Origin of the sequence: Burkholderia sp. D-99 (assembly GCF_011605345.1) — a bacterium.
GTDB lineage: Bacteria > Pseudomonadota > Gammaproteobacteria > Burkholderiales > Burkholderiaceae > Burkholderia.
Genome location: NZ_JAAOXM010000012.1, coordinates 70066 through 85509 on the forward strand (window position 1 = coordinate 70066; position 15444 = coordinate 85509).

At 68.1% G+C, this 15444-nt stretch carries 16 protein-coding genes; 1 reads left to right on the forward strand and 15 read right to left on the reverse strand.

The window, feature by feature from the left end; genetic code table 11:
* Nucleotides 1–254 precede the first annotated feature (254 nt).
* Nucleotides 255–635 carry a DUF805 domain-containing protein gene (locus HAV18_RS31200; protein ID WP_166963762.1) on the reverse strand — a complete coding sequence of 127 codons (381 nt, stop codon included), beginning with the start codon at nt 633–635 and terminating at the stop codon, nt 255–257.
* 375 nt (nt 636–1010) lie between these two features.
* Here HAV18_RS31200 and HAV18_RS31205 point away from each other — a divergent pair, with 375 nt between their 5' ends.
* Nucleotides 1011–1415: a hypothetical protein gene (locus tag HAV18_RS31205; protein WP_166963764.1), complete on the forward strand. Its 405-nt coding sequence runs from the start codon at nt 1011–1013 to the stop codon at nt 1413–1415.
* A gap of 86 nt (nt 1416–1501) precedes the next feature.
* Here the strand turns inward: HAV18_RS31205 and HAV18_RS31210 are convergent, their stop codons facing one another.
* The 14 genes from HAV18_RS31210 to motA form a co-directional block, all read right to left on the reverse strand.
* Nucleotides 1502–1999, reverse strand: coding sequence for a VOC family protein (locus HAV18_RS31210; protein ID WP_166963766.1), 498 nt, complete (start codon nt 1997–1999; stop codon nt 1502–1504).
* Between the two features lie 169 nt (nt 2000–2168).
* Nucleotides 2169–3410, reverse strand: a complete 1242-nt coding sequence (locus HAV18_RS31215) for a DUF3443 family protein (RefSeq protein ID WP_166963768.1) — start codon at nt 3408–3410, stop codon at nt 2169–2171.
* 16 nt (nt 3411–3426) lie between these two features.
* Complete coding sequence (locus HAV18_RS31220; RefSeq protein WP_166963770.1) at nt 3427–3930, reverse strand: DUF2844 domain-containing protein; 504 nt, start codon at nt 3928–3930, stop codon at nt 3427–3429.
* 259 nt (nt 3931–4189) lie between these two features.
* Entirely contained in the window at nt 4190–4921 is a 732-nt protein-coding gene (gene cheZ / locus HAV18_RS31225; protein WP_166963772.1) for a protein phosphatase CheZ, read from the reverse strand.
* A gap of 1 nt (nt 4922) precedes the next feature.
* Complete coding sequence (cheY, locus tag HAV18_RS31230) at nt 4923–5318, reverse strand: chemotaxis response regulator CheY (RefSeq protein ID WP_006485893.1); 396 nt, start codon at nt 5316–5318, stop codon at nt 4923–4925.
* 67 nt (nt 5319–5385) lie between these two features.
* Nucleotides 5386–6477 (reverse strand): chemotaxis response regulator protein-glutamate methylesterase, encoded by a 1092-nt coding sequence (locus HAV18_RS31235; RefSeq protein ID WP_166963774.1) that lies wholly within the window; start codon nt 6475–6477, stop codon nt 5386–5388.
* Complete coding sequence (gene cheD / locus HAV18_RS31240) at nt 6474–7235, reverse strand: chemoreceptor glutamine deamidase CheD (RefSeq protein WP_166963776.1); 762 nt, start codon at nt 7233–7235, stop codon at nt 6474–6476. The genes HAV18_RS31235 and cheD overlap by 4 nt, the downstream gene beginning before the upstream one ends.
* Complete coding sequence (locus HAV18_RS31245; RefSeq protein WP_166963778.1) at nt 7232–8224, reverse strand: CheR family methyltransferase; 993 nt, start codon at nt 8222–8224, stop codon at nt 7232–7234. Before HAV18_RS31245 ends, cheD begins: the two co-directional genes overlap by 4 nt.
* 3 nt (nt 8225–8227) lie before the next feature.
* Nucleotides 8228–10201: a methyl-accepting chemotaxis protein gene (locus HAV18_RS31250; RefSeq protein WP_166963780.1), complete on the reverse strand. Its 1974-nt coding sequence runs from the start codon at nt 10199–10201 to the stop codon at nt 8228–8230.
* Between the two features lie 37 nt (nt 10202–10238).
* The gene (gene cheW / locus HAV18_RS31255) at nt 10239–10754 is read right to left on the reverse strand and encodes a chemotaxis protein CheW (RefSeq protein ID WP_166963782.1); all 516 of its coding nucleotides are present in this window, start codon (nt 10752–10754) and stop codon (nt 10239–10241) included.
* Nucleotides 10755–10805: 51 nt separating this feature from the next.
* Entirely contained in the window at nt 10806–13049 is a 2244-nt protein-coding gene (gene cheA, locus HAV18_RS31260; RefSeq protein WP_166963784.1) for a chemotaxis protein CheA, read from the reverse strand.
* Between the two features lie 33 nt (nt 13050–13082).
* The gene (locus HAV18_RS31265) at nt 13083–13460 is read right to left on the reverse strand and encodes a response regulator (protein WP_166963786.1); all 378 of its coding nucleotides are present in this window, start codon (nt 13458–13460) and stop codon (nt 13083–13085) included.
* Nucleotides 13461–13484: 24 nt separating this feature from the next.
* A complete protein-coding gene (gene motB / locus HAV18_RS31270; RefSeq protein ID WP_166963788.1) occupies nt 13485–14504 on the reverse strand; it encodes a flagellar motor protein MotB in 1020 nt (339 codons plus the stop codon).
* Between the two features lie 13 nt (nt 14505–14517).
* Nucleotides 14518–15378 (reverse strand): flagellar motor stator protein MotA, encoded by an 861-nt coding sequence (gene motA, locus HAV18_RS31275; RefSeq protein ID WP_011350592.1) that lies wholly within the window; start codon nt 15376–15378, stop codon nt 14518–14520.
* Between the last annotated feature and the right edge of the window lie 66 nt (nt 15379–15444).

Here is a 15444-nt window from a genome sequence, read left to right on the forward strand (position 1 = left end):
AAAGGGGGGTATTTCAGGGAATCGGGCGAGCCGGTGCAAACGGGGCCGGACGGCGCCGGACGGGGGGACGGAACGGTGTGCGACGCGGCGGAAAAAACGTGCCGGCCGGTGCGATGGCGGGTGTCGGGTGTCGGCCCCGGACGGAGCGGCGACGGCGTGAAGCGTGAAAATGATGAAGCGGTGAAACGGCGTAGCGGGTGCGTCGAAGAATCAGGCCCCGACGCGACGGCGTCGCGCGTCGGGGCAGGCGCCGGTCAGGCCGCCACGATCGGGTCCGCGCCGAAGCGGTTCGGGCCTTCGGTGCCGCGCGAGCACATCCACACGAGCAGCAGGATGCCGCCGACGATCGGAATCAGCGCGATCAGCAGGAACCAGCCCGAACGGCCCGTATCGTGCAGCCGGCGCACGCTGACCGCGATGCTCGGAATGATCAGCGCCAGCGAAATCAGGCCGAGCACGACGAGCAGCAGCAGCGTGATCAGGCCCGCGTCGCGGCCCGCCGCGCCGATGACCTGCGCGACGATCGACAGCGCACAGGTCAGCAGCGCGAAATACCAGTATTCGGCACGGCGCGCACGGCCTTCGAATGTCGCGTATTTATTGAGTACGGCACGAACGGCTTCTGAAAAATTCATCTTATTACCCTCCTGTTTTATATTGACGACCCCGGAAACAACGCCGGAATTATATGTTTGAATTTCGACGGGCTCCATCAATTTTTCACATGCCGGGTGGTGCGCGCACCCGGCCGCATCGCCCGCCCGTACGGCACGGGAATGGCTGCAGCAGCGTAACGCGGGCCGCAGGCTTGCATGCCGCGTCATTTAAATAATCTTGAAGACCTGACAGAATCTACAGCCTGAGATAATCCAGCACTTGATTACACCCGAATGAAATCGGGTGCGATCGATAATCGGCGCACGTGTGCCGCACTCGATTAACCGGCCGTCATTACGCAGGCGTGCAAAGCGCGCTACCCTTCGCCATTCCCGAATCCGGTGAACCGCACCATGCTCCGTCATCCGTTCGTTCCGTCACTGTCGCTCGCCTGCGCACTCGCAGCCGGCTGCGCGGGCACGCCGGCCCTGCCGCCCGGCGCGCAAGCGCCTGACGCGGCGCACCCCGGCACGATCGCGCTGCACCACGTGTGGAACGGGTCGACGCAAACCCTGCGCGCGCAGGATCTCCCCGCGCGCTTCATTTTCCGCTGCGTCGACGCGCGCGGCGAACCGTCGGAACGCGCCCGCGCGGCCTGGTGCGTGCCGGTCGTCGAGATCGAATCGGTGTCGGCCGATGCCGCCGGGCACCTGGTCGCGCCGGCCGACGCCGTCCGGATCGAAAGCACCACGTACGGGCCCGGCCACCTCTTCCTCGACCATACGCGCCTGATGCGCGACGGCCATCCGCCGTTCTAGCGCCCGTACGCGCCGATCACGGGCCTTCACGCCCCCCTGCCGGCCCGTAGCCTTGTTCGCTGCCAATAACGGGCCGGCGAACGTGCCTAGCCCGCCGCCGCCCGCTGCAGCGCGGCGAGATCGAGCTTCTTCATCGTCATCACCTGCGCCATCACGCGCTCGGCGCGCGCCGGATCGCCCGTCATCAGCGTGGACATCTGCACGGGCACGACCTGCCACGACACGCCGAAGCGGTCGCGCAACCAGCCGCATTGCTGCGCGCGTTCGTCGCCGCCTTCGGACAGGCGCGACCAGTAGCGGTCGATTTCGTCCTGGTCCCGGCAGTTGACGACGAACGACACGGCCGGCGTGATCTGGAACACGGGGCCGCCGTTCAGCGCCAGAAACGCCTGCCCGTCGAGTTCGAACGCGACCGTCATCACCGCGCCCTCCGCGCTGCCGGATGCGTGTGCGCCGGCCTTGCCGTAGCGCGCGACGTGCACGATGCGGGCATCGTCGAACACCGACACGTAGAAGTTGGCGGCCGCCTCGGCGTCGCGGTCGAACCACAGGAAAGGCGTGATGCGTTGGATGCGCGGATTCATGGCGCTGCCTCCTCGATGTCGTGCCGGCACGGGTACCGGTATTACATCGTAGGCGCTGTGCCCGCGCGCGGCGGCGCTCCGGTCCGCCCGGTCGTGCCACACGCGGCCGTCCAATAAAAAAGGGGGCGATCTCTCGCCCCCTCTCGGTTCAGCGTACGGCCGTGCAGCGTCAGAACGCGACGAACGGCGCTGCGCCGCCGCTCGCAGTCTTGTCCATCCCGAAGTAGATCGTCCGGCCGTAGAACTGCGGCATGCCGAGGTCGAGCCATGCGGACGAGCCGAACGGGCCCGCGATGTCGTTGAACGCGAACGTCGACGAGTTCGAGAACAGCGAATCGGCGTTCATGAACGTGATCGGCACGGTGCCGGACGCACCGTTCTGGCCGGTCAGTGTCGCCGTGTAATTGACCGTGGCCGGCGGGCAGTAGAACTGCGTGTTCCGCGTGCACTGCGTTCCGTTCTTCGACGAATCGTTGAAGAAATACGCGTTCGAACCCGTATCGAAGAACGCGGTCACGTTGCTCCCGAGGAACGTCGCGTTGACGTCGCCCGTCGTGGTCGACGTCATCACGGTCTTCCCGGTCAGGTCGGGCAGGCCGAACGTCAGCGTCCCGGTTGCGCTCGCCTGCCCGTTGCTCGAGATGCTCTGCATCGTCACGCTCACGCCGCTGCTGTCGGCGAAATGATGAACCGGGTTGGCCACCTGCTGCGCCACCGGCACGAGCGCGACCGTGCAGTTCGCGTTGTTGCCGTTCGGGCACGCGTAGTAGTTGTTGCTCGTCGAGGTCGACGTCGCGCAGGTCGTGCCGCAGTCGACCGGCGCCGGCCCGATGCCGAGAATCCCGTTCGCGCCGAGCGCGCTCGCCGAGTTGGCCGATGCACCGCCGTTCGTGCACGAACTCGGCACGTTCGTCGTGCCGAGGTCGCCGATGATCTGCACGGGCAGCGAACTCGCCTGCTCGGAGCCGATCGACAGGTCGACCGTGCGCACCGAGCCCCACGTGTAGCTCGATACGAACTTGCCGCACTCGGCGACGGGCGCGCCGCCGCTCGTCACCTGCGGCAGGCTGCCGAGCACGCCCGACACGGCGCTGCCGACGAGCCGCAGCCCGTAGGACGCGGTATCGACGAGCACGTTGTTGACCACCTGGCAGTTCGACGTGCCCGGCGCGCAGACCTGCACGCTGACGGTCGGGATGTTGATCACGTTCGCGACGCCGGTGCCGACCGTGATGGTGGCCGTGTTCCCGCTGTTACCGCCACCGCCGCCCGATCCACCCGAACCATTGCCGTTACCGGCGTTGTTGCCGCCGCCGCCGTCGCCGCCGCCGCATGCCGTCACGAGCACGGCCGTCGCGGCCGCGAGGCCCAGCACGCCGAGCCAGCGCTTGAATGTACGATGAATGCTCAAGATCGCTCTCCCGCTGTCACTGGATGTCGTTGCCGGTCAGGCCGGCGGGCAGTGCGCTCGGCAGCCACGCCTGGCCCGAGAAGGCGCCCATGTGGCCGCCCGTCCGGATCACGAGGGCGCTCGTGTCGACGGATACCGGCGCGCGCCAGCCGCGCGCCTGGTGGGCCGCCTGAACGCCTGCGGTGTACTGCGGGAAATAGCTGCCGAGCAGCGACGCGAGATCCGGCATCGTCGGCCCGCGCCATGCGAGGCCGAACACGCTGCCTGCAGCCGACGTGTATTCGTGGATGACGGTGCCCGATCCGAGCGTGATTTCGCGGACGGTATAGGCGGCGGTACTCGCCTGCACGCCGTCGGCCGAACGCATCGCGCGCTGCAATGCGCGCACGGTTGCGGCCTGATCGTCCGCCGGCGGCGACATCGGCGCACCGCCCAGTTCGGCGTGCGCGTGGACGGCCCACAGCACACCCGTTGCAGCCGTCGCGTGCGCGACGGCCCAGCCCAAGCGTTTCAGCTTCACATTCCCTCCCACGGGACTGGCTTCGTGGCAGGGTGTGCGGCCATCGTGCCCGCGCCGCCTGCCAACATATGAGTCGTATGAATGGCGCTTCGTTGCTGCTGACGCGTAGTATGCCTGCTGCCTGTGTCGACGTGTCAATTCGCCGCAGCCCGACCCGGCCGCGCGTAGGCGGCGGGCACGGGTAAACGTTGTGGAAACGGCGCGACGCATGCACCGCGCAGCCCCGCGAAACGGGGGCGCGCCGATGCATGCGGCAGGGTCAGAAGCCCAGGCTGGCGAGCAGGTCGTCGACCTGCCCCTGATCCTGGACCACGTCGGATTTGCCTTCCGGCGCGATCTGCGGGCCGTTCAGCAGCGACACGGGGCTGCCGGTCGAGCTCATCTGCTCGGCGGCGAGCGCGGCCGCGGTGGCCGCGAACTGCTCGCGCCGCTCGGGCGCGATGTTCTCGACGAGCACCGTGAGGAGCTGCTGCTCGATCAGGTAGACCATGTCCATGATCTTCTTGATCACCTGCCCGGTCAGGTCCTGGAAATCCTGCGCGAGCATGATCTCGAGCAGTTGTGCGCTGGTCGCCGACGTCGATTCGGGCAGCGTGCGCAGGAACGTGCGCGTGTCGTCCATCAGCTCGCGCACTTCCGTGTGCTCGATCGGCGCCGCATACCATTTTGCCCAGCGCGCATCGAGCGCCTCGGCCTCGTTCTGCATGCGCTCCTGCATCGGCTTCGCGAGCTCGATCGCGTTCAGCACGCGCACGGCGGCCTGCTCGGTCATCGTCGCGACGTAGCGCAGCCGGTCGCGCGCATCGGGCACGGCTTCGGCCGCCTGCTCGACATGCTTGTCGAGCCCGAGCTCGCGCATCGAATCGCGCAGCGTGCGCGTGACATGGCCGATGCGCGCGAGGATGCGGTCGCTCGCGAAATCAGCGCCTTCTGGATGGCTGTCGGCGCTGAACCCCGCGCCGGCGAGCGCCGCATGGATCGGCTCGTTCACGTCAGCTCCCGGCCTTCGCCATCTTGTCGATGATCTTGTTCAGCTTCTCGTCGAGCGTCGCCGCCGTGAACGGTTTCACGACATAGCCGCTCGCACCGGCCTGCGCCGCCGCGATGATGTTCTCCTTCTTCGACTCGGCCGTGACCATCAGCACCGGCAGGTGCGTGAGCGTCGCATCCGCGCGGATTTCCTTCAGCATCGCGAGGCCGTCGAGGTTCGGCATGTTCCAGTCCGAGATCACGAAGTCGTAGCCGCCGCCGCGCAGACGTGCGAGGCCGGCCAGGCCGTCCTCGGCCTCGTCGACGTTCGAGTAGCCCAGTTCCTTGAGCAGGTTGCGGACGATCCGGCGCATCGTCGGGAAATCGTCCACCACCAGGATTTTCATGCTCTTGTCCATCGTCGTTCCTTTCCAGATTCGTTTCCGTCGGGACGCGTATCGTGGCACGCGCCCCGTGACATTCCATTCAAACGCGCTGCACGCGGTCGCCCATCGTCGCCAGGCGCGCCATCACGCGGCGGCTCATCTCGGCGAGCGGCACGATCTCGTCCGCGCCGCCGAGCGCGATCGCCTCGCGCGGCATCCCGAACACGATGCAGCTTGCTTCATCCTGCGCGAACGTGTGGGCGCCCGCGCGTTTCATTTCCAGCAGGCCGGCCGCGCCGTCGCGGCCCATCCCGGTCAGGATCACCCCGATCGCGTTCTTGCCCGCGTGCGTCGCCGCCGAGCGGAACAGCACGTCGACCGACGGACGGTGCCGGTTGACCGGCGGCTCGTCCGACAGTTGCGCAATATAGTTCGCTCCGCTTCTCGCAAGCAACAGGTGCGCATGGCCCGGCGCGATATAGGCGTGGCCCGGCAGCACGCGCTCGCCGTGCTCGGCTTCCTTCACCGCGATCCGGCACAGGCCGTTCAGCCGTTGCGCGAACGATTTCGTGAAGCCCGGCGGCATGTGCTGCGCGATCAGCACGGCCGGCGCATCCGGCGGCAGCGGCGTCAGCACTTCGCGGATCGCCTCGGTGCCGCCCGTCGATGCGCCGATGATGATCAGCTTCTCGGTACTGACGAGCGGGTTGTTGAGCATCGGCGCGGCCGGCTGGCTGTCCGCCGCGCGTGCGACGGCCTGCGGCTGCGGCGCCTGGCGCACGCGTGCACGCGACGCCGCGCGGATCTTGTCGGCGAGCTTTTCCGCGTAGTCGAGCATCCCGTCGCGAATCCCGACGCGCGGCTTGGTGACGAAGTCGACCGCACCGAGTTCGAGCGCGCGCAGCGTGATTTCCGAGCCGCGCTCGGTCAGCGACGACACCATCACGACCGGCATCGGTCGCAGGCGCATCAGCTTCTCGAGGAAGTCGAGCCCGTCCATACGCGGCATTTCGACGTCGAGCGTGAGCACGTCGGGGTTGTGCTGCTTGATGAGCTCGCGCGCGACGAGCGGATCGGGCGCGGTCGCGCACACCGTCATGTCGGGCTGGCTGTTGATGATCTCGGTCATCAGGCTGCGGATCAGCGCCGAATCGTCGACGCACAATACTTTGATCTTCTGCACTGCGGTCATGCCTCCTGCTTTCTTGATAGGTTCGCCGCATACGGGCTGCCGGCCTGCGGGTTCGCTGCCCGTACGCCACCGGCGCCGCCCGGCGTCGCGCCGCGCGCGCCGAACAGCTCGATGCGCGGGCGTGCCGGCTGCGGCGCGGCCGGCCGTTTCGCCGCGAACAGCTCGACGTGCGGGCGCGGACGAGCTGCGCGCAGGCGGTCGGCCTCGCGCGCGAGCGCGGCTTCGCGCTCGGTCACGCCCGGCACCTGCAGCCGCAGCTTCTTCACCATCGCGCGGCCCGTGCGCGGCATGAACGCGACCTTGCGCGGATGAACGTCCTGCAAGTCTTCCGCGGTAATGCGAATGCGTTCGAGCGCCAGATAGCGGCGCACGAAATCGGCGTTGCGATCGCCGATGTTGATCGTCGTCATCCCGGCCAGCACGGCCGCGCCGCCGAACACCTTCGCCTCGAAGCGCTCGCGGCGCCCGCCGGCCTTGATCAGCTCGTTGATCAGCACTTCCATCGCGTACGCGCCGTAGCGCATCGAGTCGGACGCGGCTGCGCCCGCATCGGCGCCGTCGTCGGGCAGCATGAAGTGGTTCATCCCGCCAATGCCCGCGTACGGATCGTGAATGCACGCGGCGACGCACGAGCCGAGCACGGTCATCAGCACCATGTCCTCGGACGTCGTGTAGAACTCGTTCGGCAGCAGCTTCACGCCGGGAAGGCCGAAGTGGTTGTCGAAGTAGCGATTGGTCGCGATCGGCAGTGCGCTCATCCGCGCTCTCCAATGGCGGGCGCAGCGCCCGCAGCCCGCGCACGCACCGGCGACGGCATCGCGGCCGCCGCAGGCGCCTGCGCGCCACGCGGCCGCGTGCCCTGTGCGGCGTCGCGGGTCAGTTCGTACACCGTCTGCCCGCGCAGCCGGAACGCCTGCGTGACGTACGTGAAGTTCTCCGAATGGCCGGCGAACAGCAGCCCGCCCGGCTTCACGAGCGGCTCGAAGCGCGACAGCACCTGCCCCTGCGTCGGCTTGTCGAAATAGATCATCACGTTGCGGCAGAAGATCGCGTCGAACGGCTTCGCGATCCCGTAATCCGCATCGGTCAGGTTCAGCTGCTCGAAGCGGATCATCGCGCGCAGCTCGGGGCGCACCTTCACGCGGCCGGCCTGCGCACCCGTGCCCTTCAGGAAGAAGCGCTTCAGCCGCTCCGGTGCCAGGTGCTTGACCTGGTCATACGTGTAGATGCCGGCCTCCGCCTTCGCGAGCACCTGCGTGTCGAGGTCGGTCGCGAGGATCGACGCGCCGCGCGCGGCCGATTCGCCGAGCGCCTCGATCAGCGTGATCGCGATCGAGTAAGGCTCCTCGCCGGTCGACGCCGCCGAACACCAGACCGATACCGGCGCCGGGCGCCCCTTCACGAAATCCGACAGGATCGGGAAATGGTGCGACTCGCGGAAGAACGCGGTCAGGTTCGTCGTCAGCGCATTGGTGAACGCTTCCCACTCGAGCGGATCGTCTTCCTGCTCGAGCAGGTCGAGGTAGTCGCGAAACGTGTCGAGGCCACGCGCCCGCAAGCGGCGCGCGAGACGGCTGTACGCCATGTCGCGCTTGTGCTCGGACAGCGAGATCCCCGCGCGTTGATGGATCAGCGCGCGAATGCGTGCGAAATCCGCGCCCGTGAACGCGAAGTCGCGCCCCGGCTCGCCCGCGCGAGGCGAGGCATCCGGTGCATCGGGTCGAAACGGCGCGCGCGCGTGCGGCATGGTTTAGAAGGTCTCCCAGTCGTCATCGGACGTGCCGGCCGTGGCCGGCGCCGGCTTCTCGCCGTTCAGCGCCGGGCGCACGAGTGCGGGCTTCGCGGCCGGCTTGTCGGCCGGTGCGGCGGTTTTCGCGAGACGCGGCCCGTAGCCGCCCGCGGCGGTGCCGCGGGAAGCCGGCGCGTCCTTGTGCGCTTGCGCACCGGCATTGGCCGCGCGCTTCGGTTCGTGACCCGCGCCCGACACGGCTGCAGCCGCGGCACGCGGCGCCGGCGCCGCGCGCCGTGCCGGTTGGGCAGCGGCCTGCGGGGCCGGCAGCGCGGCGACCGGCGACGCGTCGAAACGCGGCTCCGACGTCAGCGCCGGCACGGCCGCCGATTCATGCGCGACCGGCCGCGCAACCCCGCGCGACGGCGCGAGCACGATGCCGCCCGACACGCGCCAGGCCGACACGACCGTCTTCATCTGGCGCGTCTGCTCCTCGAGCGACGCAGCCGCGGCGGCCGCCTGCTCGACGAGCGCCGCGTTCTGCTGCGTGACCGAATCCATCTGGCCGACCGCGCGGTTGACCTGCTCGATGCCGGTCGATTGTTCGTCCGACGCGGCGCTGATCTCGCCCATGATGTCGGTCACGCGGCGCACGGCCTGCACGATCTCGTCCATCGTCGAGCCCGCGCGTGCGACGAGCGCCGACCCGCTCTCGACCTTTTCGGACGAATCGCCGATCAGCTGCTTGATTTCCTTCGCGGCGCTCGCGCTGCGCTGCGCGAGCGAGCGCACCTCGCCCGCGACCACCGCGAAGCCGCGGCCCTGTTCGCCTGCGCGCGCGGCTTCGACCGCCGCGTTCAGCGCAAGGATGTTGGTCTGGAACGCGATGCCTTCGATCGTGCCGATGATGTCGACGACCTTGCCCGAGCTCGCCGCGATGTCATGCATCGTCGACACGACCTGGCCGACCACGTCGCCGCCCTGCGTCGCGATGTCCGACGCGTTCACCGCGAGCTGGCTGGCCTGCCGCGCGTTCTCCGCGTTCTGCCGCACAGTGCCCGTCAGCTGCTCCATGCTCGACGCGGTTTCCTGCAGCGACGCGGCCTGCTCCTCGGTACGCTGCGACAGGTCGATGTTGCCGGTCGCGATCTCGCGCGCGCCGACGTCGATCGATTCGGTGCCGCGATGCACGGCCTGCACCATCGTCGTGACGGCGTCCTGCATCCGCTTGATGCCGCCGAACAGGCGGCCGATTTCGTTCGTGCTGAACACGTTCACCGGCTGCGTGAGGTCGCCGCCGGCGATGCGCTCGAAGTGCGCGATCGCGTCCTCGAGCGGCTGCACGATCAGCCCGCGCAGCACGAAGCGGATCGCGATCACGACGACGAATGCGATCGCGATGCCGGCCGCGATCAGCCCGATCATCAGCGAGATCTGCGATTGCGTCGTGGCCTGGCGATCTTCCGCGCGCTTCTGCAGCGACGCGACCACGGCCGACGCGGCCTGGTCGTACGCGACGAACATCGGGCTGATCTTGGTATCGGCGATCGCGTGGTACGCGGCCATGTCGCCCGCGCGCGCGGCCGCGAACTCGGGCTCGACGCCTTCCTTCACGATCGTCGTGTAGCGCGCGGTCAGGTCGTCGACGAGCGCCTGCTCGACGCCGAGCTTCGGCGTCGACTGGAACGCCTGCCAGTTCTGGTTCGACTTCGCGTACAGCTCCTGCGCGCGGTCGAGCACCTTTGCCGCGTCGGCCGTGTTGCCGGCTTCCGTCAGCGAACGGAAGCGGTCGAGCGACACGCGCGCGCGCAGCAGGTACGACGACGTGTCGTCGAGCGTATGGATCGCCGGCAGGTCGACGTGCGCGATCTCGTCGAGCGAGCGGCTCGCGTGATTCAGCGCGTACAGGCCGAGCCCGCCGACGGCTGCGGCCAGCGCCACGAGGATGAGTCCGACCGCCGTGAGGGTCGTGCGGATCGACCAGTTATGCAACATTGCAGATTCTCCCGAAATTCCTGCGCACGCGGCGCACTTACCCGCCGAGCGACTCGATCAGCGCCATTTCACGGCTCGACATCAGCTTCTCGATGTCCATCAGGATCAGCATCCGGCCGTCGACCGTGCCGAGGCCCGTCAGGTACTCGGTCGTCAGCGTCGCGCCGAATTCCGGCGCCGGCATGATCTGGTCGGTCTGCAGCGTCAGCACGTCCGACACGCCGTCGACCACCATCCCGACCACGCGATGCGCGACGTTCAGGATGATCACGACCGTCTGGTGGTCGTACTCGACGCGGCCGAGATGGAACTTGATCCGCATGTCGACGATCGGCACGATGATCCCGCGCAGGTTGATCACGCCCTTGATGAACTCCGGCGCGTTCGCGATGCGCGTGACGCTGTCGTAGCCGCGGATTTCCTGCACCTTCAGGATGTCGATCCCGTATTCCTCGTCGCCGAGCGTGAACACGAGGAATTCCTGGCCCGTCGCGTCGCCCTGCGCCGCGTCGCGGCGGCTCGTTGCCGCGTTCGCCGCGGCCGGATTGATCATTTGGACTTCAGCAGACACGTTTGCCCCCAATCAGTTGAATGGCGAGAGTCATCAGAACATCGCGAGCTCGGCGCCGGCACGGGCGCCGTGCGTCGCACGGGTTTCACGGTTCAGCGCCGCGACGTCGACGATCAGCGCGACGCTGCCGTCGCCGAGGATGGTCGCTGCCGAGATGCCGTGGACCTTGCGGTAATTGGTTTCGAGGTTCTTCACGACCACCTGCTGCTGGCCGACCAGTTCGTCGATCAGCATCGCGAAGCGGCGCCCCTCGGTTTCCATGATCGTGACGATCCCCTGCGTCGGGTCGGTGCGCGCGTCGTCGACCGAGAACACCTCGTGCAGCGCGACGAGCGGCAGGTATTCGCCGCGCACGCGCACCACGCGCTCGCCGTTGCCGACCGTGTAGATATCGTCGTTCGACGGCTGCAGCGACTCCATCACGAAGTTCAGCGGCAGGATAAAGATCTCGTTGCCGACCTTCACCGACATCCCGTCGAGGATCGCGAGCGTGAGCGGCAGCACGATCCGCGTGGTCGTGCCGCGGCCGGCCTGCGACGAGATCTCGACGTGGCCGCCCATCGACTGGATGTTGCGCTTCACGACGTCCATCCCGACACCGCGGCCCGACACGTCGGTCACCGTCTCGGCGGTCGAGAAGCCCGGCGCGAAGATCAGCTGCCAGACTTCGTCGTCGCTGATGTTGTCGGACACCTGCATGCCCTGTTTCGCGGCCTTCGCGAGAATGCGTTCGCGGTTCAGGCCCGCGCCGTCGTCGCTCACCTCGATCACGATGTTGCCGCCGTGATGCGCGGCCGACAGCACGAGCTGGCCGACCGCGTCCTTGCCGGCGGCGACGCGCTTGTCGACGGTCTCGATCCCGTGGTCGAGGCTGTTGCGCACGAGGTGGGTGAGCGGATCGATGATCCGTTCGATCAGGCTCTTGTCGAGCTCGGTCGCCTGGCCGAACGTGACGAGCTCGACCTGTTTGCCGAGCTTGCCGGCGAGGTCGCGCACGAGCCGCGGGAAGCGGCTGAACACGTAGTCCATCGGCATCATGCGGATCGACATCACCGCTTCCTGCAGGTCGCGCGCGTTGCGCTCGAGCTGCGCCATCCCGTTGAACAGGCGGTCGTGCAGCGCCGGATCGAACGCGCTCGCCGTTTCCGCGAGCATCGCCTGCGTGATCACGAGTTCGCCGACCAGGTTGATCAGCTGATCGACCTTCTCGACGCCCACGCGGATCGAGCTGCCTTCGGCGCCCGATGCGGCCGCGGCGGCCGGGCGCGCACGCTTGTCGTCATGATGCGCGGCGGCCTGCGGTGCGTGGTCGGCGTGCGCTGGCTGGGGCGGCTGCTGCGCTTGCGCGACGGCCGGCTCGGCGGGTGCGGGCGTCGGTGTCGATGCCGGTGCGGCCGGTTGCGGTGCCGCAGCCTGCGGCGCGAATACCTCGACGCGCGCCGGTTGCGCGGCGGCGGCCGGTTCTGCAGCCGGTGCCGCGGCTTCCTGCGCGGCAGCCGGGGCGGCCGGCGCCGTGCCGTGCGCGACGCGGATCTGGCTTTCGTCGATCACGAAGCAGCACACGGCGACGATGTCGTCGGACGGCACGTCCGATTCGACCCACAGCGTCAGGTCCGCGCCCGCTTGCTCGCGGCCCACGATCCGGCCGAGGTTGCCGAGTTCTTCGGTCAGCAGTTCCTGGTCCTTCGCGTCGACGCCCACGAGCGTGATCTTCAGGTGCGGGCCGCCTTCGTCCGCGCCGGCATCGCCCGCCGGATGCGCAGCCGCGACGGCCTGCTCGATCACGTGGTCGGGCGCACGATCGTCGCCGGCGGCCGGTTCCGCGGCCGGAGCGGCGGCTGCCGCGACCGGCGCCGCAGGCGCAGCCGCTGCCGGCGCACCCGCGCCGCTCTCGGCCTTCAGCCGTTCGAGCTTCGCGCAGATCGTCGCGGCGGCTGCCGCGTCCGGTTCGGCGCTGGCGCGGTAGTCGACGAGCTGGTCGGACAACACGTCCTTGGTCTCGAGGAACGCGTCGACCATTTCCTTGGTCAGCGTCAGCTCATGGTTGCGCGCGCGGTCGAGCAGCGATTCGAGGATGTGCGTCGTATCGGTCAGCGCGGAAAAGCCGAACGTCGCGGCGCCGCCCTTGATCGAATGCGCGGCGCGGAAGATCGCGGCCAGATCCTCGGGGTCGGGCGAGCCGACGTCGAGGTTCAGCAGCAACTGCTCCATCTGCGCGAGCAGCTCGTCCGCTTCGTCGAAAAATGTCTGGTAGAACTGAGTGATGTCGAGAGTCATGCCCGGTCCCGGGTTGAATGCGTCGCGTGAATGTCAGGAGGCGGCCGGCTCGGACAGCGTCGCGACCAGGTCGACCAGCACGGCGGGGTCGATCGGCTTCTCGATCCAGCCGGTCGCACCCGCGTCGCGCGCGGCGTCCTTGAACGCGTCGCTGCCTTCCGTCGTCAGCACGAGGATCGGCGTTTCGGTATAGGCGGTCAGCTTGCGCAGCGCGGCGATCACTTCGAGCCCGCTCTTGCGCGGCATGTTCTGGTCGGTCAGCACCAGGTCGTACGGCACGGTGGCCGCCAGGTCGAAGCCGGCCTCGCCGTCCGGCGCCACCGTCACGTCGTAGCCGGCCTGCACCAGCGTTGCCTGGAGCAGCGCACGCATGGTCGCGGAGTCGTCGATGGCGAGAATGGTTCGGATCATGTCTGTCTCGGAATCTTGTAAACGTCAGGGTTTCGGCACGGCGACGGCGGACGCCGCGAGCGCCGGACGCGCGGCCGGCGCCGGGCCGGCCAGCTGCTGCGCGAGCTGCTGCGAGCCGGCCGCATCGGCCGACAGCGTCGTGGTCGTCGCATCGTCGCGCATCAGCGCCTCTTCGGATTTGCGGTTCAGCACGATCACGCTGATCCGGCGGTTTTCCGGATCGAGCGGGTCGGCCTTGTTCAGGTTCTGCGTCGACGCGAGGCCGAGCACGCGCAGCACTTTCGCCTCGTCCATGCCGCCGGAGATCAGCTCGCGGCGCGACGCGTTCGCGCGGTCGGCCGACAGTTCCCAGTTGCTGTAGCCGCCCTCGCCGCCCGCGTACGGCACGGCGTCGGTGTGGCCCTGGACGATGATCCGGTTCGGCACGTCGTTCAGCGTCTTGCCGATCTCGCGCAGGATGTCGCGCATGTACGGCTCGACGTTGTCGCTCGACATCGCGAACATCGGCCGCTTCTGCGTATCGACGATCTCGATGCGCAGCCCCATCAGCGTGGAATCGATGCGGATCTGCTGCTTGAACTGGCGCAGCGTCGGGTTGGCCTCGATCGCGGCCATCAGCTTGATCTGCAGGTCGTGCAGGCGCGCCTGCTCGAGCCGGTCCTGCGCGCCCTGCGCCTGCGACCGGGAATTCTCGTCGCCCATTTTCGCGAGGCGTTCGGCGAGCTGCGTCGTGCCGTCGGTGCGGCGCAGCGTGCCGGCGTCGACGCTCGACAGGTCGCGGCCGCCGCCGTTGATGATGCTGGAATCCTGCGAGCTGCGGTCGCCGCTGCCGAACAGCGCGGCCTTCAGCGGCGTGTTGAAGTATTCGGCGATCCCCTTCAGCTGCACCGGCGTGACCGAGCTCAGCAGCCACATCAGCAGGAAGAACGCCATCATCGCGGTCATGAAGTCCGCGTACGCGAGTTTCCATGCGCCGCCGTGGTGGCCCTTCTTCGCCGGGGCCACCCGCTTGACGACGATTGCGCGATCCTTGCTCTTGCTCATCGGGCGCTCCGCGTCACTTCGCCTTCACGCGGCGCACGTGCTCTTCGAGCTCCGAAAACGACGGACGCTCGGTCGAGAACAGCACCTTGCGGCCGAACTCGACCGCAATCGCCGGCGCATAGCCGTTCAGCGTCGCGAGGATCGTCACCTTGATGCACTGGAACATCTTGGTCGACTCGGCGACGCGCTGCTCCGCGAGGCTCGCGAGCGGCCCGATCAGCCCGTACGACAGCAGGATCCCGAGGAACGTGCCGACCAGCGCCTGCGCGATCATCGCGCCGAGCACCGCGGGCGGCTTGTCGGCGGACGCCATCGTGTGCACGACGCCCATCACGGCCGCGACGATGCCGAACGCCGGCATCGCGTCGCCGACGCGCATCAATGCGTGCGCGGGGCCTTCGCCTTCCGCGTGGTGCGTCTCGATCTCCTCGTCCATCAGGCTCTCGATCTCGAACGCGTTCATGTTGCCGCCCACCATCAGGCGCAGGTAGTCGGTCAGGAATTCGACGATGTGGTGATCGGCGAGGATCTTCGGGTATTGCGTGAAGATCGGGCTCTTTTCCGGATCGTCGATGTCGGCCTCGAGCGTGAGCGTGCCTTCCTTGCGTGCCTTCGCGAGCAGCACGTAAAGAAGCGCCATCAGCTCCATGTAGACATCCTTCGTGTATTTCGAGCCCTTGAAGAGCGTCGGCAGCACGCGCAGCGTGGCCTTGATGGTCTTGCCGCCGTTGCCGAGGATGAACGCACCGACGCCGGCGCCCACGATCATCAGGATCTCGACGGGCTGGATCAAGGCGCCCAGATGCCCGCCTGCCAGCGCATAACCGCCGAAGACGGACAACAGCGTCACGAGAGTTCCCACGATAATCAGCACTGCCTGTCCCTCACGAATGACCGGCGGGGAGACCGCCGTTAAACAGGTTTACGGCAGTCGGCAGGA